We start from the raw sequence: 19,869 nt of genomic DNA on the forward strand, positions 1-19,869 counted from the left end.
TGCGCTTGCAGCGGCTCCGTCTGCGCCTCTAGACTTCCGGTTCGCACCCCAGGCTATGCCTGCGCACCATCCGATCAGTATGTTCAGCCGAATACGACGGAAACGAACAGCATCAGCAGGCAGCAGATCCACAGCGGCCTGGATAGGGCGTTGCTAAACGGCATTGCGGCAATCTCCGCCTTCCGGTGCAGTTTATTCGGGGACGACCATCCCGAGGCCGTGCCTGGAGTTTCGCAGCTCCGCGTTCAGGAGAAGCGTCGACTCCGGAACATCGAGCTTTCCGATTAGCTCCGGCCTGTAATTGCCGGCAGGCTTGCCGCTCCACGGTCGCAGCTGCCGTGCCGCCTCCCGGATCTCGGCGACGTCCGCATGCACGGCGAAGCCCTGGCTCTCCATCCATTCGTCGTTAAACAGCGTCTGGATGTAACGGTCCCCGCCGTCCGAAACCATGCACACGACGCGCTGCCCGGGCTTCAGCTCCTGGGCGATTTTGAGCGCGACCAGGGCGCAGGCCCCGCTCGAAGGGCCCATCAGGATGCCTTCGTTGCGTGCGAACGCCCTCGCCGCCAGAAAAGCCTGCTCGTCGGCAACTTTATATACGCTGTCCACATGATTCACGTCCAGATTGTCCGGCGTCCAACTGAGCCCGATTCCGGGAATGCGATAAGCCTCCGCGTCTCCTCCGAAAATCGTGGAGCCGACGGCATCGACGCCGACGACCTTCGTCTCGGGCGCATAGGTTTTCAAATATCGGGAAATTCCGCCCAGCTGTCCGCCCGTGCTTACCGCGGTAACGAAGGCCTCAAGCCTCCCAGAGCAGGCCTCCACCATCTCGCGGGCCGTCGTGCGGAAATGCGCCTCGCTGTTAAGCAGGTTAAAGCATTGGTCCGGCCGGTAGCTATTCTCGATTTCCCTGGCCAGCCGGTTGGCCAGCGAGATTCTTGTTTTGTGATAGCTGCCGGAATCGTCCTGCTCCGTCACGACGATCACTTCCGCGCCGAAGCCCTTCAGCAGCGCCAGATTGGCGCTTGTCGTCTTGGGATCGACCAGGATGACGACCCGATAGCCTTTGGCCGCCCCGATCATCGCCAGCGAAATGCCGAAATTGCCGCTGGACGACTCGATAATCGTGCCTCCGGGCTTCAGCCAGCCCCTGCGCTCGGCTTGTTCGACGATGAACAGCGCGGCCCGATCCTTGATGCTGCCGCCCGGATTGTAACGCTCGTATTTGAATAAAAGCTGACCCTCGTCCGCTTGATTGCTGTTAGGAGATGTGAGAAGTGGAGTCTTGCCGACGGTTTCCAAAATATTGGCGATCACGCTCATCCTTCCCTTCCTTTAGACAAGACCGTCCTCCATATCGCCGGCGCATTTGAGCAGCAATTGGGTGTGCGGCTGACGGCTTTCGTGAAGCCGCCCGCTCTCCTGCTTTCGCTCTCCGAAGCTCCCGTTGCTCATCACCGCGATATGGTGACAGAACGCGCGCAGCACCCGAATGTCATGCGAGATCATCAGAATGGAAAAACCGAATTGCCTCTGCAGACGCTGCAGCAGCTCCAAAATCTGCGCCTGGACGCTCATATCCAACGCGGACACCGCTTCGTCGCAGATGAGAATGTCCGGTCGGAGCACCAGCGCCCGGGCAATCGCGATGCGCTGACATTGGCCCGTGCTGAGCTGCGGAGGCCGCCTCGTCTGCGCTTCGTCGGCAATGCCCACTTCGCTCAGGTAATAAGCGGCGAGCGCCTCCCGCTCTTCCTTGCCGCCGATCCGCAAATATTGCAGCGGCTCCTGCACGAGCTGGAGCGCGGTGCGCCCGGGATTCAGGCTCGCCCGGGCATCCTGGAAGACGAGCTGGATCCGCTTGCTCGTCTCGCGCCTGGCCTTCCCCTTCAAATACCCGATCTCCGCGCCTCGAAGCAAAATGCTCCCTTCGCTTGGCCGCTCCAGACCGGCGACACACTTGGCCAGCGTGGACTTGCCGCAGCCGCTCTGTCCCAGAATGCCGAGAATTTCCCGCTCATTCAACGTCAAGTCGACCTGCCGCAGCACGCGTTTTTTTCCGCCGAACGTTTTGCTTAGCCGAACAATTTCCAGCACGGGTTTTCCGGCTGCAGGCGACAAACCGCGCGCCGGCCTGGCAATCCGGTTTCGCGCCGCGAGCAACTCGCGCGTGTAGGCAGACGCCGGCCTGGTCAACACGGTCCTCGTATCCCCCTCCTCCTCAATAACCCCCTTGTTCAGAACGATGACCCGACTGCCGACGGCATTGGCCACGGCAATGTCGTGGGTAATCAGCAGTACGGTCAAGCCCATCTCCCGCTGCAGCCTCCGCAGCAGATCCAGCACTTCTTTCTGACTTACGGTATCGAGCGCGGACGTCGGTTCGTCCGCGATGAGCACGGCAGGCTCGAGACACAGCGCCAACGCCAGGCAAATCCGTTGGCACATCCCTCCGCTCAATTGGAACGGATAGCATTCCAGAATGTGCCGGACATCCTTGAAATTCAGCCTTTCCAGCATGGCGGCGCTGATCGCCGCCGCTTCCTCCGGGGAGGCCAAGCCGTGAAAGAGCAGGCTTTCCTTGAAATGGTCCTTGATTTTCATAACGGGATTAAGCGCCGATTGGGCGTCCTGGAAAAGCATCGCTATGCCTCTCCCGCGAATTCGCTCCCAGGGAATCCCGGGCTTGCCCAAGTCGGAAATCCGCTCGGCTCCGACCCGCAAAGATCCTCCTCCGATGCGGGCCGACGGAGGCAGCATGCCGCTAACGGCTTTGGCAATCGTCGATTTCCCCGACCCGCTTTCCCCCAACAGAACGAGAATCTCGCCTTTTCCCAGCTTGAAATCCAGCGAATTCAGAACGGTCGTCCTTCGTCCGTTCTGCTCGTAGGCGACCTGCAAGCCTTTCACTTCCAATGCCTCGGCGTGATTATCGCACGACATGTCGAGCCTCCTATAGCTCCAGTTTTTCATAAGGGTCCAGCCGGTCGCGCAGTCCTTCCCCGATCAGGTTAAAGGCCAGTACGGTCGCGACGATAAAAGCCGCCGGGCCGATCAGAATATGCGGTGCCTGGAAGAAATGGGCGCGGCCGTCCGCCAGCATGCTGCCCCATTCCGGCGCGGGCGGCTGCGCGCCCAAGCCGAGGAAGGACAGCGCCGCGATGGACAGAATGAGCGTGCCCAGCTCGAAGGTGGCCAGAATCAGCACTGGGCTGATCGCTTTGGGAAGCAGCTCCTTGCGCATGATCGCCAAATTCGAGGCGCCCAGCACTTTGGCCGCCGCATAGGACGTTTCGTTTTTGGCGTGCAGGACGACGCTGCGGGTCAGACGGGCGAAGCTCACCCACCATACCGATACGACTGCCAGCAGCAAATGAACCAGCCCCGTGCCGAACAATCCGGCGATGACCATGGCGAACACCATGAAGGGAAAAGCCAACAGCACGTCGATGATTCGCATCAGAATGTGGTCGAGCGCCGAGCCGTGAAACATCCCCGCCGCCATGCCGACGAGCAGCCCGATCGCCAAAGCCGCGCACAGCGCCAGCAGCGACGACAGCAGCGTCGTCTGCCCGCCGTGCAGCGTGCGGGACAGAATATCCCGGCCGAAGCGGTCCGTGCCGAGCCAATGCTTGTCGCTCGGCTTCTCCAGACGCTCGGCCGCGTTTTGCGCCACGGGGTCGTAAGGAGCCAGCAAAGGCGCGCCAAGGATGGCAATCGCGAGGATCGCCAGCACGACAAGGCCGATAATCAGGCTTGCCGGATTTTTGGAATTAAGCCTTCTCTTCACGGCCTGCCTCCCCTTTGTGATGGATTCGCGGGTCAAGCGCGCTGTAAACGACATCCACAAGAAAATGAATCAGAACGACCATCAATACCGCCACGAGCGCGTAGCCCTGGATGACCGGATAATCTTTGACCAGAATGCTGTCCAGGGCATACTTGCCGATGCCCGGCCAAGAGAAGATGCTTTCGATGACGACGGCTCCGCCGATCAGGCCGGCAAAGCTCAGCGCGACCATCGTGACCAGAGGAATGAGCGCGTTCCTTGCGGCATGCCGGACGACGCGCTTGCGGTCCAGTCCCCGCGACTGGGCGGATGACACATAGATTTTGCCGAATTCGGTCAACAGATTGGCTCTCATGATGCGAACCAGCTGCGGAGCGCCGAGAACGCCCAAGGTGAGCGCCGGCAGCCACAGCCTGGCCGCGCTGAAGTCGCTGCTGATTTCGTAGACGCCGTATTTCACGGCGAACAAGGCCAGCGCGACCAGGCCGACGACAAAAGCCGGCGTGGACGCCAGCGCGACGCAAGCGACGCGAATGAGCTGGTCGGCCAGCTTGCCCGACCGGAGCGCCGCGACCATTCCGAAGAACAGTCCCAGCGCGATCTGGACGAGCAGCGCCGACAATGATAGCGTAACGGTAGCCGGCAGCCTGGCCGCGATTTCCGAGCCGACCTGCTTGCCTGTAAAGATCGACGTGCCCAGATCCCCTTGCGCCAGCCGGCCTAGCCACGAAACATACTGTACGGCGATGTTTCGATCCAGCCCCAATTCCGCGCGCAGCTCCGCCACCTTCTCGTCGTAGGCGCTCGTTCCCTTCGCGGCGATTTCGCCGGGATGCCCCAACATCAGCCGCACCGGGTCGCCCGGAGCCAGACGGATCAGGGCGAAAATGATCAGCGTGGCAAAAAACAGCGTAAGCAGCGCCTCCAGCAGTTTGCGCAATAGCACGGTATGCATGGCGGTCGATTATTGGGCTGTCAGCGTCAAGTTCGCGTTCACGACGTTCTCGAACTGTCTGAAATGCTCCTCGAAGCCTTGCAGCGAACCGCTCACCGCCGTCACCTGCGGACGCGGGAACAGGCTGATGACCGGCGCCAGCTGGGCGACCCGCTCGTTAATCTGCAGGGCCAGGTCATGTCTCGATTTCTGATCTCCGGCCTTCTTCAGCTCCTCCAGAAGCCGGCTCGTTTCCTCGTCTTTGTAGCCGCCGTAGTTGGCTCCTCCTTCGGACGAATACTGTCCCGACAGCACGGCGTATTCTTCGCCGAAGGTACTCCAGGCTTCTATCGAAGCGTCCCAGTCTCCGGACTCGCGAGCCGTCTCGATCAGGCTGTAGTCGCCGTGCTGCACTTCCGCCTTCACGCCGATTCGGGTCCATTGGCTTTGCAGCGCTTCTCCCAGCGCCTTGTCGCCGCCCCAGGTCATCAAGCGCACCGTTAACGGATTTCCGTCCTTGTAGCGAATGCCGTCGGACTCCTTGAGCCAGCCCGCCTCGTCCAGAAGCCCGGCCGCTTTATCCGCATCGAACTGGCTGTATACCGCGTTTTTCGCCTCGGCGTAGGCCGGATTGCTTCCTAACCAGGTCGTCACCGGCGCGCTCTGCCCTTCGGCGGCCAGAATGACCAGTTCGTCGCGATCCGCGCCCCAGGAGAGCGCCTGCCGGACGCGGACATCCTGAAGCTGCGGCTGGCTCAAGTTCAGATAGATCGTCTGCGTCGAGGCGGCCGGAGCCGCGGACAGATACACTTCTTTATTGTCCTTGAACTGGGTCAGACTGGAGACGGGCACGTTAAGCGTCACGTGGCTGCGTCCGCTCAGGGCAGACAGCACCCTCGTCTGCTCGTCGCTGATTTCCTCGAACACGACGGTTGGAATCGTGGGCTTCCGTCCCCAATAATCTTCGTTGATCGCCAAAACCATTTTCTGCTTCGGAGCGAACTCCGTGACTTTGTACATCCCGGTAAGATCCATCGTGGCAACATCCTCGTGGGAAGCCTCGGCGTTATGAATAATCGTCTGATAATAAGACAGATTCAGCGGTACGGGCAGATGCTCGCGATTGGTTTTCACCTGCAGCGTATAATCGTCGAGCTTGGTAATCGTTAGATCATTCAGGAACGGCTGGGCCTGCAGGTCCAGCGATTTGGAACGCTCCAGCGAAGCGATGACGGCGTCTGCGTTAACCGCCTTGCCGCTCCAGAAGCGGACCTCCGGTCTCAGCTTGATCTCCCAGGTCGTCGGATCGACCTCCGTTGCGCTCTCCGCGAGGGACGGCTCGACTTCGCCGCCCGCATTTACCTTGAACAGCGCTTCCCCCGCTCCGATGTTTCTCAAATAGCTCGAGGTCAGCGGCTTGACCGGATCCAGACTGGCGTTGATTTCCTGGCCGATGACGACCAGCTCCTGCGGCTCGGCGCCGCTTGCCTCCGGGCTGGGCGAGGCTTCGCTCTGCGTCGCGCTTCCGGCCGGAGATGAACTCTCGGGCGAGCCGTTCCCGGTATTCGAATTGCCGCCGCTGCAGCCGGCGATCGCCAAACTCAATCCTAATAGGACAACAGACCATAGCTTCTTCATTCTTGTCTCCACTCCATATCGATATCGATTTTTATCCGCTTATACAGCCACGGCGATCGCCTGCATGCGCGTTCCCGTCATCTCGTCGCCGAACGCCAGCGGCTGCCCGGGCTCGAATCGCGCCACATGGGGCGCCGGCTTGTCGAAAAGCCGGACAAGGCGGAACCCGCTTAATTCCAGGTACAGGGCAAGCTCCTGGGGAAACAGCAGCCGGTGCTGCAAATGCTCGCGAACGGGCTTATGCCCTTCGAACGTCCAGCAATAATTTCTATCCAGCAATTGACGGGCGGAATCGATGCCGAAGCGCGTCGTCATCGTTACGGTTTCCCCATTGATCGCGCGCCGCTCCGTCAGCTCCTCGGTCAGCCAGCGTCGTCCCTCCCCCGTCAGGAAGAAGGCGGCATTTCTCATGTCCAAATAAAGCAAGCCGCCCTCGGGAAGATGTTGGCGGAAGCAGCGCAGGCTGGCCAACACCTCGGCATTCGTGAAATTGTATAAAAAAGTGCTTCCTACGCAGATCAGCGCATCAAACTGTCGGCCCAGATCAAAATCCGATTGCGAGCCGTATTCGAACGTAAGTCCGGGATACAGCGCTCTTGCCCAGCTCAGCATTTCCTGCGAATTGTCGAGGCCTGCGGCTTCGTATCCGGCGCGATGCAGGTAGGCGACCTCTCGCCCGGGACCCGAGCCGACGTCCAGCACGCGGCTGCCCGCCTTGTATTCGACCAGCAGCCGGTGCACGAATCGCGCCATGCTCAGCTCGTCGTCGTCGTGAAACGCCAAATACAACGACGGATTCGTATGCAGGAAGTTGTCCGTGTCCGTTTTATACGGCATGCGTTCCCCTACGCTCCCTTCCGGCGGCATAGCAGTACAGCGGCGTATCGGATGCGCTGAACTGCGTAAAAGGAAACGGCTCCGCGACCAGCGCCGTCACGCCCTGCCCGACGAATCGGGCCGCGATCGCGCTTCCCGTCTGCGCGTAGACCGTCAGCGGAATGTCCCTCTCGCGCGCTCTCTCCACAATCCGGTCGAACGTGCCATTGCTCAGCGTCATCGCCGTGCAGATGACGCTGTCCGCCCGGTCCAACACCTTCTCCATATCCTTCTCGACCGGCACTCCCCCTTGGGTCCGTTCAAGCTGCAGATCGCAGGGCAGGCAAGTTCCCCCTCGCCGCACGATAGCCTCGACGAGCGGATTGACTACGCCGATCAGCGCCACCCGCTGCCCGGACCGGATGTCCGCCGTATCCGCGATAAGCGCGTCGCGAAGCTCGGCTTTCTGCAGCGGCGTGCCGGACGGAATCGCCGTCGCCTGGCCGCAATGCTCCCGATGCGGATAGACGCAGCCGAGATAAGCGTCCATCGCCGCGATCTGCACCGCCAAGCTCTCGTCCCTCAGCGCCTCTTCCAGACTGCTCCCGGACCATTGCGCCGCCGCGCCGGCCGTTAATTGCTCGGCCGTATGCGAGCAAGCGCCGAAATAAGACTCTACCCGCAGCAGCAAATAATAGTTATGATACTTGACCGTTGAAGACGGAAACTGCGTCGTCTGATAGATCGAAGAGGCTCCGGTGATCGACAGGGAATCAGGCCACGGCCCCAGCTCTCCCCGCAGAATAGCTTCCTTCAGATCGGCGATCCCGCGCAGCGAAGGCGCACTCATCGGATTCTCCCCCGCTGCTCCGAAGGAGCGAAGCTCAGCGCGATCCGGCCAAGCGCTTCCTCCGCGTAACGTCTGGCATGAAGCCCTTCCGCGTCCTGCGCGATCACGTATCCCAAGTAGCAGGCGTTGTCGATCGGAGGCTCAATCCGCTTGCCGGCGCAATCGTCCAGCTTGTAGCGGACGATGCGTTCGTCCGCTTCCAGCGTCTCGACTCCCCGAACGCTCTCGACGACGCCCCCTTGTGGCGGGACTAGAAACGAGACGGCCGCGCTGGCGACGCCGCGATGCTCAGAAGCGACGACCGGCCGCTTGCCGAGAGACAGATCCACGAACGCGCGCAGCAGATCGACTCCCGTCACGCGCTCGATCAGCTCGACGATGTAATTTCCCGCCGTGCGCGGATTGATCTCGACGACGCGCGGTCCATCCGCCGTCAGCTTCACCTCCGTGTGCGCGATGCCGTGATCGAACCCGACGGCCCGCAGCGCGTCGCGCACGAATTCCTCCGTCCGGGCGCGGGTCTCTTCCGTCAAGTCGGCCGGGAACATATGGCCGTCCTCGATAAAGTAAGGAGTTCCCGTCACCGACTTGTCCGTAATGCCCAGAATCTCGGTCTCCCCCTGATAGCTGACGCTTTCCACGCTGACCTCGTCGCCGGCCATATAAGCTTCGAGCAGATACGTCCGATCCCGCTCCTGCTCTCTGAAATTAAGCGGGAACGCTTCGAGCGCCTGGTAAGCCGCCTCCAGCTCGCTGTCGTTCGAGATCAGGCTGACGAACGCGCTGGATGCCAGATCCACCGGCTTCAGCACAAGCGGGTAACCGATGGCGGCCGCAGCCTCCGCGACCTCCTCCCTCGTGCGCGCCAGCCGGTAGCCCGGGTTGGCCAAGCCGGCCCGATCGAGCGCGAGGCGCATCAGATGCTTCTGCCGCACGGTCTTCACCTGAGCGGGGAACGGACAAGGAAGCCCGAACGCTTGCGCCACCTCTCTGACCGTCTCTATGTAGTAATCGCATACCGTAAGGACGCCGTCGAAACGATAAGGACGCAAAAACTCGATCAGCCCGGGAACGTCGTTCGTCTCCGTCACGAGAACCGAATCGGCATGGCGAAGCACCGGATGCTTCTCCGTGCTGTGAGCGCTTTGGTAATGCTCCGGTTTGCGGGCGACGAAGGTGTACGTATGTCCGAGCGACTTCAAGAGCGGGGGAAGCAGGTTGCCGCTCGCCCCGACCCAGCTTTCGATCATTAACAGATGTGCCACATTGTCCCTCCATTATTCGTAATTATTACGATATTAATCGACAGCTTTGCGATAGAAACCAACATAAGGAGACAAAAGCCCGACTCACGAGTCGGGCTGGAGAATTCATAAACGCCTGGCTACCAGCTTGCCTTTTTCACGCCGGGAATTTGACCCTGATGAGCCAGCTCGCGGAACACGATGCGCGATACTTTGAACTTGCTCAAGTAGCCTCTCGGTCTTCCCGACACTTCGCAACGATTGTGAAGCCGGGTCGGCGAAGCGTCCCGCGGTAATTTGCTCAGCGCCTCGTAATCCTTGTTCGCTTTAAGCTGTTTTCTGAGCTCCGCGTATCGGGCAACGGTGGCCTGCCTCTTCAATTCCCGGATCACTTTCGACTTTTTGGCCATAGAAACCCCTCCCTTCCTATAATTCGTAATAATTACAATCAATATAGCAGAAGATTTCCGAGTTTGCAATTGTTTTTAGCTGCCCGAACGCGTACCCAAGTGAGAATCGTTATCAGCTTTCGACTGGATTTAACTCCTTGGCCAGCTGGCTCGGCATCGAAGCTCTGGGCAGTACCTATTCCCTCTTAGCCCAGCGTTTTCTCCAGCAGTTCGCGCACATACGGTTCCTTGGCTTCGCCAAGTCGGGCAACTTCAATATGCTCAACGATTCGACCGTTGCGAATAACTGCCAGCCGATCGCACAAAAAAACGGCTGCCTGAATGTCATGCGTAATAAAAATATAGCCAAGATCATAGTCAGCCCTCAGACTCGCAAGCAGATGCAGCACCTGCATCTGCACTGTACCATCCAGCGCGCTGATCGCCTCGTCCAGAAGCATGCAAGCCGGCTTGGTGATAAGTGCGCGCGCAATGCAGACGCGCTGCGCCTGTCCGCCGGACAACTCATGCGGGTACCGTGACAGAAAGGAAGCATCCAACCCGACCTGCTCCAACATCCTCGTCAATTTCTTTCGCCTGTTATCCCGCGCGACCCGCCTGCCGTTTCCTCCGGAATCGTCCTGTAGACCCATCAGTTCCACCGGCTCCATCAGAACCTGCTCTACGGTGTGGAAAGGATTCATCGAAGAAGTATAATCCTGAAATACGGCGCTTAGTTTGCCTCGGCGGGAAGCAGCCCGTGCGGTCGGCTCCCCGTTCAGCGTAACTGTGCCCCTATCGGGACGCTCAATCCCGAGAATCAAGCGACCCAACGTAGATTTCCCACTGCCGCTCTCGCCAATAATGCCTATGCTCTCGCCAGCGCGCCAAACCAAAGTCACGTCGTCCAGCGCCTGCTTGCGTGTTTGCTTCGGCCAGAGACCCTGCTTGTATGTTTTGCTTACCCCTTCTACCTTTAACACACGCCCTCCCCCTTCAGCAATTGATGAAAGCGAAGAGTGAGCGGTTCCTTAGCTTCGATCAATTCACGCGTATACGGGTGCTTCGCATGCGCAAACAGCTGCGAGGTCTCCCCGCTTTCCACAATACGTCCATTTTTCATGACCAACATTTCATCCGCCAGATGCCGCACCACAGCTAAATCATGCGACACGATAATCATCGCACAGCCAGTGCGGGCGCGCAGCTTCTTGAGCTGCTGCACCACCTCGTATTGTACGACCGCATCAAGCGCCGTTGTCGGTTCGTCCGCCAGAATCACATCCGGCTCCAATACCAGCGCCACCGCAATCATAACCCGCTGCAGCATGCCGCCGGACAACTCATGGGCATAGCTGCGCAGCACGGCTGCCGGATCCGACAGCCCGACAGCGGATAGCGCTTGACGCATACGATGATCCGTATCCGTCCTTCCCCAACCGTAATGACGCTGCGCAATAGCTCGAAGCTGACGGCCAAGTGTGCTGCCAGGATCAAACGCACGCATGCCATTCTGCATAATCATGCACATGCGGCGCCCGCGCAGCTTGTTCAGCTCCCGCTCGGGCAAGCCGCTGATCTCTGAGCCGTTCAGCATAATTTTGCCGCTTTGCGCCAATCCCGGCTGTCTCAGACGCATCAAGGCGCGGCAAGTCAATGACTTGCCGCTGCCGCTCTCTCCCACAATGGCAAGGCAGCTGCCAGCAGATAGTGAAAAGGAGCTGTCCGCTACCAACAGACGACCGCTTGCTTGCTCTCGCACCTGCAAGTCTTCAACCTCCAGTATCGTTCCCACCTGTCAGGCCGCCTCCTTTTTCCTTTGCCTTGTCTTAAGCCAGCCCCAACCGATTACAGACGCTTTTCGCTCGCGTGCGGTCAGCAGCTTAGGATCAAGAGCGGTCTGCAGAGAATCGGAGAGAAAGTTGACTGCGCCGACCACCAGCATAATGGCCAGTCCTGGGGCCAGCATCAGCTCCGGACGCGAAAACATAACCGATCTCGCTTCGCTCAGCATCATCCCCCATTCTGCATTCGGCGCCTGGATGCCTAGACCAAGGAAACTCAAACCCGATACTTGTAAAATCATCGAGCCAAAGGAGCTGCTGGCCAAAACTGCGATTTCCGGCAACGCTACCGGTGCGACATGCCGCGCCATAATTCGCAGATGTCCGGCTCCCAGAGTACGGGCAAAACGCACATAATCGGCGTCGGCATAAACCATGACCGTCGTACGAATGAGACGGGCAAACCAAGCCCATTTCATCATGACAAAAGCCAACAAAATATTCGTCAGCCCCGCCCCCAGCATACCGACCACTGCCAATGTCATCACATAACCGGGAAAGGAAAGCATAATATCGCAGACGCGCATCATCATCGCATCGACGCGTCCGCGAAAGTAGCCCGAGATAAAGCCCAGCGCAGCGCCAATTCCAACTGATGCTCCAAGCGCTCCCAGCACCCAAAGCACACTGGGACGTATGCCGTAAATCAAACGAGAGAGCACACAGCGACCCAAATGATCGTTGCCGAGCCAATACGTCGATGAAGCCTCAGCAAACCGCAGCTCCATATGCACCTCGTTCGGGTCATGGGGCGCAAGCAGCGGTGCGCACACGCCTGCAAGAAGCGTGCCGAGCACCAGAAGCAAAGAAGCCGCGCCCAACTTATCCCGCTTCATCCACGCCAGGCGATTGCCCATCTACATCGACCTCCTGACCTTAGGGCTTAGCAACGCCTGAACCAGATCCGCCGCCATGTTACAAATGACAAAGCATGCGGCGAGCACCAGCACATACGCCTGTATCATAGGGAAGTCCCGACTCAGAATCGATTTCACCATCAGACTGCCGATCCCCGGCCAAGCGAATACATTCTCTACTACCACGGTACTGCCAAGAATAATCGGAATAGCCATCCCAAGCACAGATACCGCAACCTGCAGCGAGTTGCGCAGCACGCGCCGGACAATTCGACCTTTAGACAAGCCGCAGGCTCGTGCATAAAGCACATGATCGTCATGAAGCTGACCCAGCATGGAACTGCGAATCACGCGAAAGTAAATACCCGCATAACCGATTACTATGACCGCCACAGGCAACACGTAACTGCTTGCCCCATCCATGCCGCTTGTCGGCAGCCAATCCAGCTTTACCGAGAACAACCAAATTAAGAGAGCAGCCAGCCAGAAATGAGGCATCGCCGTCAACATAAAAGCCAACCCTCTTGCTGATACGTCGAACAGCCTGCCTTCCCGTAATGCACAGGCCGCGCCAATCCCAATGGATAACAAAATGACAAGCAGAGAAGATACAAGCGTCAGCTTGATCGTATTAAGGAGTGCCGGGCCGAGCAGGGACCAGACCGGTTTCCCCGTCACATACGAGTCCCCGAAATCCAACCGTAAGCTGGCGCCGAGCCAGTCTGCATAGCGTTCCAGAAAAGGACGGTTAAAACCCATTTCCTCGCTTGCTTGCGCCAGAAGCTCATCGGTAATAACTGGCACCTCCTGCGCGCGCAGCACCGCCTCCGCCGGATTCATCGGGGATAGGTGATTAAGAATAAACGTCAAAAAGGAAATGACAATCAACAACGGAACAACCAGCAGCAATCTGCGCAGCGCATAGATCGTCATCGCATACGACCTACTTCCCCTCGGCGCTTGCCAACAGTTGCATTCGTTCAAACGGCAACTCGAATTGCGTCTGCTTGAACGAAATCCCGCTTAAAGCTGAAGGCGCCAATACGGTTACACGTCCATTCGTAAGCGGTATAAAAATCGCTTCTTCATGCACCTTTCTGAAAATACTGGAATATAGATCCTGTCTGCTTTCCTCGTCTCTGGATACCATAACCGCCTCAATCCAATCATAGAGCTGCTGCGCATCCGCAATTCCCTTGGTCGCGTTCAGATACGAGGAACCGGCAGCAAAGGCAGAAACGGTGCTTTGCGGATCATAAGCCAATCCCCAGGTCTGATTAAACATCAGCTCGTACTCCCCGGTCGAACGACGACTGGCAATGGAACTGGATTCTTCCCCAATCAAATCCAACTGCATGCCGACCTTGCGCGCCTCGCTTTGCAGCCATTCTGCCTGTGTCTTCTGTGTCGGCGAATTGGCATCATAGTATAGCTTCATCGCCAGCGAACGATCATTTTTCTTGCGCAAAGCGTCTCCCTCCGCCTGCCATCCGGCGCCTCGCAACAACTCAACCGCCTTCGCAGGATCGTAGCCTCTTTTATCCAGCGACACATTGGCATAATTGACATTTGCGGAGAACAGTGTCTCGGCCGGCGATTCGGTTCCTTGAAAAATACTGTTGCTGATGAGTTCCCGATCTATAAGATGCCAAAGCGCCTGTCGAACGGCCAACTCGCTGATCGGACTATCTGCATTGCCGCTATTGGCCACAATCATCTTCGTGTTCATCGGTTCGCTTCGTACGATTTGATAATCTCCCTCGTCCGCCAAGCGTTGCATGGATTCAACATCAATGCTGTCCGCCCCGCGATCATCCGTAAAAATCAAATCGATCTCGCCTTTTTGCAAGGCAAGCAGCGTCGTTTCGCCGGCGGGCATCACCTTGGTCGTGATCTCCTTGATTGTCGGCGCACCGCCCCAGTAACGCTCATTCGCAGTAAATACCGCATATTGTTCCGTCACGTGTTCTTTGAGCTGATAGGGCCCAGTGCCATGATGTCCTGCCACCCCGTCCTTCGTTTCACCGTTCACGAAATCCTTCGGCGATAGAAACACGTACGGTCGAGTCATGGAAAGCTCCAACAACGTCGGATAATACGGCTCGGATAGAACCAGCCTCAGCGTGTATTCGTCCTCTGCCACAATTTCCTTCAGCTTGGTTGACAACTTAATCCAGGCATGCCGTTCCCCGTTGCGCTGCACCGCTTCCATATTCAGCTTGACCGCTTCAGCATTAAACGGTTCTCCATCATGAAAAACAACATCCTTGCGCAGACGAAACGTATATACTGTTCCATCCTCCGATATGTCCCACGACTCGGCCAATAGCGGCTGAATGCCTTGCGTCGTATTCTCCACCAGCGATTCATAGACCATTCCCTGCGCAAACATTGAACCTGGATACAGATGGGGATTCATATCATTAATATCCTTTGATACCGCTACAACCAGCTTGCTCTGCTGCGCTTCATTCTCTGATGCGCCCTTTTTTTCTCCTGCACAGCCCGCCAACACAAAAACAAATATGGCACATAGGATCAACGTATACGAATTAAATTTCAACACCTTGTTTCCACCTCATTATATGTAATGATTACGATTATCACTCTCGATTAATAGTAATTATTACAACCAAGTATGTCAATCCCTTTTTATCTTTTATTCCTTTTACTCTATTACGCCGCCGAGCCTGCTTCTACCAGCTTCGATCGACGAATATATGTAAACAGAATCATGGAAGCGCCCAACAAAGCGCAAATCATATACATTGTAGAATAAGACACAAGATCCGCGACAGGTCCCATCACAACCCCGCCCAACGATACGCCTAAATCAGCCATGGCAATAAACAGTCCGATAGACATATTACGACTCGCTTGCGGTAAAACAAAGGACAAATAGGTCGTCAACGTGGGGTAAAGCAAAGCCTGCGCGCATCCCATCAGAACAGCCCCGGTATAAAGCAAGACAGCGCCAGCCGAAGCTGATAAGGTTATACATAACGCTGCTACAGCTACCATAAGCATAATTCCCATAATAAACGAAGAGTGCCATCTGCCATCGGATGGAATCTTCTTCCGTAACGCAAATCGTGAAAGAACGAGAGTGCCGGCTTGCAGCATCAGATATAACCCGACATGTCCCCCATGAACTTCTTCGGCATATAGCGGGATAAAGGTCGTCACTGAACCAAATACAATAGAGGCCGATAGCATTAAGAGACTGCATGTGAATAAATGGGGACTGTGAATGAGCTGCCCCAGATTTTTGAACATGCTCGTTCCCTCTCCATCTTTTTCAGATGTGATTGAGGCATCCGGTATGTTGTCCATCTTCGCGCTAAAACCGATCATGCCTGTGAACACAGCAAGTAAAATCATTGTAATGGCGAAATAATTCATGTCGCCTCCTTGCCAGATGCCTAACGCCAGCAACGGACCTACAATTCCCGGCATATAAGCGCATAAAGAATATAAGGAAATTCCTTGGGATCGCTCCTTATCCGGTAAGGCGTCAATGATACCAAGCTGCAGGGCCATTGAGAAAAACGCCGTGCATATGCCCTGTAGAATGCGGGCGACCACATACCCTTCCATTCCTACGAATGTGTATAGCAGCAGCGCAATCCCATTGATGACCAGAATGGTACGCAGCACCCGGATTGGCCCATATTTCTTGATCATCTGTCCTGCCCATGGCCGAAAAAACATCGCGGTAAACAAATACGCGCCCATAACGATGCCGATCGTGCTATTAGTAGCTCCAAACGATTTTCCCTGCAGAGGGATAATTACATTTAATATAGAATTCGCGCTAAAATAGGAAAGCGTTAATAAATACAGCCTCATAAAAGGCCATGACATTGCACCTTTCACACATGTGCCCCTCCTTGGATTTTTCTCCTTTGGACTCTATCTATTTCTCTGCCTCCACTCAGTTCGTAAAATTTACTATCTAATAGTATCCATACTCTGGTGATACGTCAATAGCTGTAAGCAACATCCGCTTATGAAACCGCCGCTTCGCAAGAAACCCTTCTAACTACCGCAAATGTGCTACTGCGCCGCAGCTATTAACAATTTTGTATACTCGTGTCGAGCTTCCTCATTCATCTGATCAACCCCAAATTGATCGACGATCAATCCTTTCTTCATCACCATAACCCGCTGACACAATTGAGCGATAACGGCCATGTCATGCGAAATAAACAGCATGGACATTTTCAATTCCCGCTGTAATCTCAGCAATAGCTCCAGGATTTGCCGCTGTATCGTCGGGTCCAGTCCCGATGTCGGCTCATCGCATATTAATACCTGCGGACACAGGCTGACGGCGCGGGCAATGCATACTCGCTGTCTTTGACCGCCGCTTAGTTCATGTGGATATCGATCCAAGTGCTCGCCGGACAACCCGACCAATGCCAGTAAAAACTGAGCCCTCTCTCTTCGCTCCAGATCCTGTCGTTCAAAAATAGTTGATTTCACATCTGGATAATTATCGAGCGGCTCTATCACCGATCGCCATATCGGCAATCGATCGTTCAACGCAGCCGCAGCATCCTGAAAAACAGCCTGCACATGCTGTCGAAGGAGACGAAGACGCGATCTGCTCAGATTAGCAAGACGCTGGCTCAGCCAGTAAACCTCCCCTTCATCGGGCGTTTCCAGCGCCAGTAATTGCCGGACAAGCGTACTCTTTCCACAGCCGCTCTCGCCTACCAGACCCACGCATTCGCCTTGACGAATAGTAAAGGAAAGCCGATGAATTCCATTTCCCTTTTCCTTAGCGCTTTTACTAGGATATGATTTGGACAGATTGACAACCTTTACCGCCTCCTTCATCATGTATGCCTCCTTCCTCGCAATCTGAATGATAGATGAGCCGTTACGTCCAGCACTGGACAGGACGCAAGCAACTCCCGCGTATAGGGATGCGAAGCAGCGGTTCGAATGCTCCCGATTCCTCCCGTTTCCACAAGGGTTCCCCGATGCATAACGGCCATTCGATTCGCTCTTTTCCACACTTGCCTCAAATCGTGAGTAATCCAGAGCATGGCGCAGCCTGTGCTTCTTTGCAGATGCATCATCAACTCCATTACCCTTTCCCCTGTCAGCACATCCAGTGCCGTAGTCGGTTCATCGGCAAGCAGCAATGACGGTTCGGGAAGCAGCGCCGCAGCAATCGCCGCCCGCTGCCGCTGTCCTCCGCTAAGCTGAAAGGGATAGCTGTCATACACCCGTTCGGCAGGCAAACCTACCTTTTCCAACCAAATGAGCACCCTCTCCTTCGCCTCTTGTCGAGATAGCTTTATATGTGAGCGAAGAACCTCTAACAATTGCGGCCCCATTCGCAAATATGGAGAAAAGCTGCCATGATAATCCTGAAAAACCCATCCGATTTCCTTTCCCCTCAAACTTCTTCGTTGCGCGGACGCCAGCTCCAGCAAATTTCTGCCTTTCAGCATGATCCTTCCGCTCGCTCGCATCCCCCTCGGAAGCAGCCCTGCTATCGCTGCGGCCGTCAAGCTCTTGCCGCTGCCGCTTTCGCCTGCCAACACCAGCATTTCTTCCTGATCGATGGTCAGACTGACGTCATGAACCAGCTTACTTCCGTCTGCTGTTTCAATTTGCAACTGCCGAATTTCCAATAACGATTGTTGTTTTTTATGGAGGGGGCTCTCCTGCATCTTCTCTCACCTTCCGGCTTCGGATAACTTAGCTCTGTTTCGTACATCCAGCCTGTCACGCAAAGAGTCGCTGATCATGTTGCAAGCCAACACAACCGCCAAAATACACAATCCGGGATACAGCATCAGCTCGGGCGCCTTCTGAAAATACGATCTTCCGTCATTGAGCATAGCCCCCCACTCTGGAGCGGGCGGCTGCGCGCCGAGACCCAGATAAGAAAGCGCAGAAATCAGCAAGATCGTCCGTCCGATGTCTCCGGCCGCCACAATCGCAAGCGGCGAAACGAGATGACGAAGCACATGCCGACGAATAATCGCAGGATCTGTGCTGCCTGAAACAACTGCTGCTGCGATATACTCCTTAGTTCGTTCAGCCTGAACAATGCCGCGCGCCAGCCGTGCATAGCCAATCCATTTCACACATGCAATAGCCAGCATCACATGAGAGAGACCCGGGCCCAAGAAGCCGGCGATTGCAACTGCGACCAGAAACTCCGGCAGTGCGCCAGCGCCATCCACGATTCGCATCAAGAGCGCATCCCATCGACCGCCTGTATAGCCAGCCCATACGCCGATTGGCACTCCGATCATGGCAACCAGTATAATGACAACCGCCGACAAGCCTAACGTCGCTTGTGCGCCGACAAGCAATCTGGACAATAGGCAGCGCCCCAGATGATCCGTCCCAAGCGGATAGTTCCAATCAGGCGCCTGCAACCGATTTCCCATGTCAATGAGCAATGGATCGTGGGGAGCCCATTCCTTGCCGAACAAGGCAATCGCCAGAAACAACAATAGCATGGCAACGCCGGCTACCTGCATTGGATACGTTAGAAACGCCCTCAGGCGAGTTCGCAGCCCTGTCAGAATGTTCATCTCATCCGCCCCTTCCATGAACGTATACGCGGATCCAATGCTGCTGCAGTGAAATCTGCGAGGAAATTGGCGCCAACAAAAAACAGCCCGCAAAACACCACATATCCCTGAACAACCGGATAGTCCCGCAGGCGAATCGCCTCCATTGCCAAGCTTCCGAGTCCCGGCCAGCCGAACAGCGTTTCCGTCACGACGGAACCCGCCAGCAAAGCGCCAACCTGAATCCCGGAAAGCGAGACAATAGGCACGAGCGCTCCACGAACAGCATGTCGAAAGGTGATGCGCCATTCCGAGACGCCTCTGGCTCGCGCGGCCCTGATATAATCCTGGGATAGGGCATCCAGCAAGCCTGCGCGAAGCAAACGGATATAATCCGGCGTCATCACAAATCCGAGAGTCAAGGAAGGTAAAACAAGATGTCGCCAGCTTCCGCTCCCCATCGTCGGCAACCATTGAAGGTGGTAAGAAAACGCATATATGAGCAGCAGCGCTAACCAAAAGCTCGGTATGGAGGCTCCGAGCAATGCAACCCCGCGGCTAATTACATCCATTCCCTTTCCGGGATATACTGCCGCCAAGACCCCAAGCGGCACTGTAACGAGCAGCAGTACAATAAGAGAGCCGCAGGTCAGTACAATTGTAGCCGGTAGCCGCTCTAGAAGCAGCCCCAGCACATCACGATTGCTGGCAATCGACTTGCCCCAATCCAACTTGGCCATTTGCGTCAGCCATTTGGCAAACTGCTCATGCACTGGCAGGTTTAGTCCCATGTCATCACGCAATCGCTCCTGCGCCAACTGAGTGAGAGAACTGTCGTTTGCAGCTAAAATAGCTAACACCGGATCGCCCGGCGCCAGCTTTAACAAATAAAAAGTGATCCCGCTAATCACAAATAAAAGGAGGAAAAGCTGGCCGATCAGGCCAGCTAAACGCTTCATCAT

At 56.4% G+C, this 19,869-nt stretch carries 19 protein-coding genes; all 19 read right to left on the minus strand.

What is annotated here, in order from left to right; translation table 11 throughout:
* Positions 1 to 192: 192 nt before the first annotated feature.
* The 19 genes from ACESLM_RS12680 to nikB all read right to left on the minus strand — a co-directional run bounded on the left by ACESLM_RS12680 (position 193) and on the right by nikB (position 19,869).
* Entirely contained in the window at positions 193 to 1,326 is a 1,134-nt protein-coding gene (locus tag ACESLM_RS12680; RefSeq protein WP_372631935.1) for a PLP-dependent cysteine synthase family protein, read from the minus strand.
* A gap of 12 nt (positions 1,327 to 1,338) precedes the next feature.
* Positions 1,339 to 2,946, minus strand: coding sequence for an ABC transporter ATP-binding protein (locus ACESLM_RS12685; RefSeq protein ID WP_372631936.1), 1,608 nt, complete (start codon positions 2,944 to 2,946; stop codon positions 1,339 to 1,341).
* 10 nt (positions 2,947 to 2,956) lie between these two features.
* Complete coding sequence (locus ACESLM_RS12690; RefSeq protein WP_372631937.1) at positions 2,957 to 3,793, minus strand: ABC transporter permease; 837 nt, start codon at positions 3,791 to 3,793, stop codon at positions 2,957 to 2,959.
* The gene (locus ACESLM_RS12695; RefSeq protein ID WP_372631938.1) at positions 3,777 to 4,748 is read right to left on the minus strand and encodes an ABC transporter permease; all 972 of its coding nucleotides are present in this window, start codon (positions 4,746 to 4,748) and stop codon (positions 3,777 to 3,779) included. The genes ACESLM_RS12690 and ACESLM_RS12695 overlap by 17 nt, the downstream gene beginning before the upstream one ends.
* 9 nt (positions 4,749 to 4,757) lie before the next feature.
* Positions 4,758 to 6,365 carry an ABC transporter substrate-binding protein gene (locus ACESLM_RS12700; protein WP_372631939.1) on the minus strand — a complete coding sequence of 536 codons (1,608 nt, stop codon included), beginning with the start codon at positions 6,363 to 6,365 and terminating at the stop codon, positions 4,758 to 4,760.
* Between the two features lie 39 nt (positions 6,366 to 6,404).
* Positions 6,405 to 7,202: a class I SAM-dependent methyltransferase gene (locus ACESLM_RS12705; protein ID WP_372631940.1), complete on the minus strand. Its 798-nt coding sequence runs from the start codon at positions 7,200 to 7,202 to the stop codon at positions 6,405 to 6,407.
* Positions 7,192 to 8,031, minus strand: coding sequence for a Rossmann-like domain-containing protein (locus ACESLM_RS12710; RefSeq protein WP_372631941.1), 840 nt, complete (start codon positions 8,029 to 8,031; stop codon positions 7,192 to 7,194). The genes ACESLM_RS12705 and ACESLM_RS12710 overlap by 11 nt, the downstream gene beginning before the upstream one ends.
* Positions 8,028 to 9,296 (minus strand): ATP-grasp domain-containing protein, encoded by a 1,269-nt coding sequence (locus ACESLM_RS12715; protein ID WP_372631942.1) that lies wholly within the window; start codon positions 9,294 to 9,296, stop codon positions 8,028 to 8,030. Before ACESLM_RS12715 ends, ACESLM_RS12710 begins: the two co-directional genes overlap by 4 nt.
* A 119-nt stretch (positions 9,297 to 9,415) precedes the next feature.
* Positions 9,416 to 9,685, minus strand: coding sequence for a 30S ribosomal protein S14 (gene rpsN, locus ACESLM_RS12720; protein ID WP_372631943.1), 270 nt, complete (start codon positions 9,683 to 9,685; stop codon positions 9,416 to 9,418).
* Positions 9,686 to 9,870: 185 nt separating this feature from the next.
* Positions 9,871 to 10,647, minus strand: coding sequence for an ABC transporter ATP-binding protein (locus ACESLM_RS12725; RefSeq protein WP_372631944.1), 777 nt, complete (start codon positions 10,645 to 10,647; stop codon positions 9,871 to 9,873).
* Positions 10,641 to 11,459 (minus strand): staphylopine uptake ABC transporter ATP-binding protein CntD, encoded by an 819-nt coding sequence (gene cntD, locus ACESLM_RS12730; protein ID WP_372631945.1) that lies wholly within the window; start codon positions 11,457 to 11,459, stop codon positions 10,641 to 10,643. The genes ACESLM_RS12725 and cntD overlap by 7 nt, the downstream gene beginning before the upstream one ends.
* 3 nt (positions 11,460 to 11,462) lie before the next feature.
* On the minus strand, positions 11,463 to 12,365 hold the full coding sequence (cntC, locus tag ACESLM_RS12735; RefSeq protein ID WP_372631946.1) for a staphylopine uptake ABC transporter permease subunit CntC: 903 nt from the start codon (positions 12,363 to 12,365) through the stop codon (positions 11,463 to 11,465).
* On the minus strand, positions 12,366 to 13,298 hold the full coding sequence (gene opp1B / locus ACESLM_RS12740) for a nickel/cobalt ABC transporter permease (protein ID WP_372631947.1): 933 nt from the start codon (positions 13,296 to 13,298) through the stop codon (positions 12,366 to 12,368). It lies immediately after the preceding gene.
* A gap of 10 nt (positions 13,299 to 13,308) precedes the next feature.
* Positions 13,309 to 14,931 carry a staphylopine-dependent metal ABC transporter substrate-binding lipoprotein gene (gene cntA / locus ACESLM_RS12745; protein WP_483862599.1) on the minus strand — a complete coding sequence of 541 codons (1,623 nt, stop codon included), beginning with the start codon at positions 14,929 to 14,931 and terminating at the stop codon, positions 13,309 to 13,311.
* 110 nt (positions 14,932 to 15,041) lie between these two features.
* Entirely contained in the window at positions 15,042 to 16,241 is a 1,200-nt protein-coding gene (cntE, locus tag ACESLM_RS12750; protein ID WP_372631948.1) for a staphylopine family metallophore export MFS transporter CntE, read from the minus strand.
* 180 nt (positions 16,242 to 16,421) lie between these two features.
* Complete coding sequence (locus ACESLM_RS12755) at positions 16,422 to 17,210, minus strand: ABC transporter ATP-binding protein (RefSeq protein WP_372631950.1); 789 nt, start codon at positions 17,208 to 17,210, stop codon at positions 16,422 to 16,424.
* Entirely contained in the window at positions 17,207 to 18,052 is an 846-nt protein-coding gene (locus tag ACESLM_RS12760) for an ABC transporter ATP-binding protein (protein WP_372631951.1), read from the minus strand. Before ACESLM_RS12760 ends, ACESLM_RS12755 begins: the two co-directional genes overlap by 4 nt.
* A 6-nt stretch (positions 18,053 to 18,058) precedes the next feature.
* Entirely contained in the window at positions 18,059 to 18,928 is an 870-nt protein-coding gene (nikC, locus tag ACESLM_RS12765; protein ID WP_372631952.1) for a nickel transporter permease, read from the minus strand.
* Positions 18,925 to 19,869, minus strand: a complete 945-nt coding sequence (gene nikB, locus ACESLM_RS12770; protein WP_372631953.1) for a nickel ABC transporter permease — start codon at positions 19,867 to 19,869, stop codon at positions 18,925 to 18,927. Before nikB ends, nikC begins: the two co-directional genes overlap by 4 nt.

The sequence above is a fragment of the Cohnella sp. genome, assembly GCF_041641335.1.
In the GTDB taxonomy this organism is placed as follows: domain Bacteria; phylum Bacillota; class Bacilli; order Paenibacillales; family Paenibacillaceae; genus Cohnella.

What these genes read in the sequence shown, in the direction of transcription:
- ACESLM_RS12755 (WP_372631950.1), bottom strand. Translation starts at nt 17,210, where the DNA reads ATGATGAAGGAGGCGGTAAAGGTTGTCAATCTGTCCAAATCATATCCT.
- ACESLM_RS12695 (WP_372631938.1), bottom strand. Translation starts at nt 4,748, where the DNA reads ATGCATACCGTGCTATTGCGCAAACTGCTGGAGGCGCTGCTTACGCTG.
- nikB (WP_372631953.1), bottom strand. Translation starts at nt 19,869, where the DNA reads ATGATGAAGCGTTTAGCTGGCCTGATCGGCCAGCTTTTCCTCCTTTTA.
- rpsN (WP_372631943.1), bottom strand. Translation starts at nt 9,685, where the DNA reads ATGGCCAAAAAGTCGAAAGTGATCCGGGAATTGAAGAGGCAGGCCACC.
- ACESLM_RS12760 (WP_372631951.1), bottom strand. Translation starts at nt 18,052, where the DNA reads ATGCAGGAGAGCCCCCTCCATAAAAAACAACAATCGTTATTGGAAATT.
- ACESLM_RS12680 (WP_372631935.1), bottom strand. Translation starts at nt 1,326, where the DNA reads ATGAGCGTGATCGCCAATATTTTGGAAACCGTCGGCAAGACTCCACTT.
- ACESLM_RS12710 (WP_372631941.1), bottom strand. Translation starts at nt 8,031, where the DNA reads ATGAGTGCGCCTTCGCTGCGCGGGATCGCCGATCTGAAGGAAGCTATT.
- nikC (WP_372631952.1), bottom strand. Translation starts at nt 18,928, where the DNA reads ATGAACATTCTGACAGGGCTGCGAACTCGCCTGAGGGCGTTTCTAACG.
- opp1B (WP_372631947.1), bottom strand. Translation starts at nt 13,298, where the DNA reads ATGACGATCTATGCGCTGCGCAGATTGCTGCTGGTTGTTCCGTTGTTG.
- cntC (WP_372631946.1), bottom strand. Translation starts at nt 12,365, where the DNA reads ATGGGCAATCGCCTGGCGTGGATGAAGCGGGATAAGTTGGGCGCGGCT.
- ACESLM_RS12705 (WP_372631940.1), bottom strand. Translation starts at nt 7,202, where the DNA reads ATGCCGTATAAAACGGACACGGACAACTTCCTGCATACGAATCCGTCG.
- ACESLM_RS12700 (WP_372631939.1), bottom strand. Translation starts at nt 6,365, where the DNA reads ATGAAGAAGCTATGGTCTGTTGTCCTATTAGGATTGAGTTTGGCGATC.
- ACESLM_RS12685 (WP_372631936.1), bottom strand. Translation starts at nt 2,946, where the DNA reads ATGTCGTGCGATAATCACGCCGAGGCATTGGAAGTGAAAGGCTTGCAG.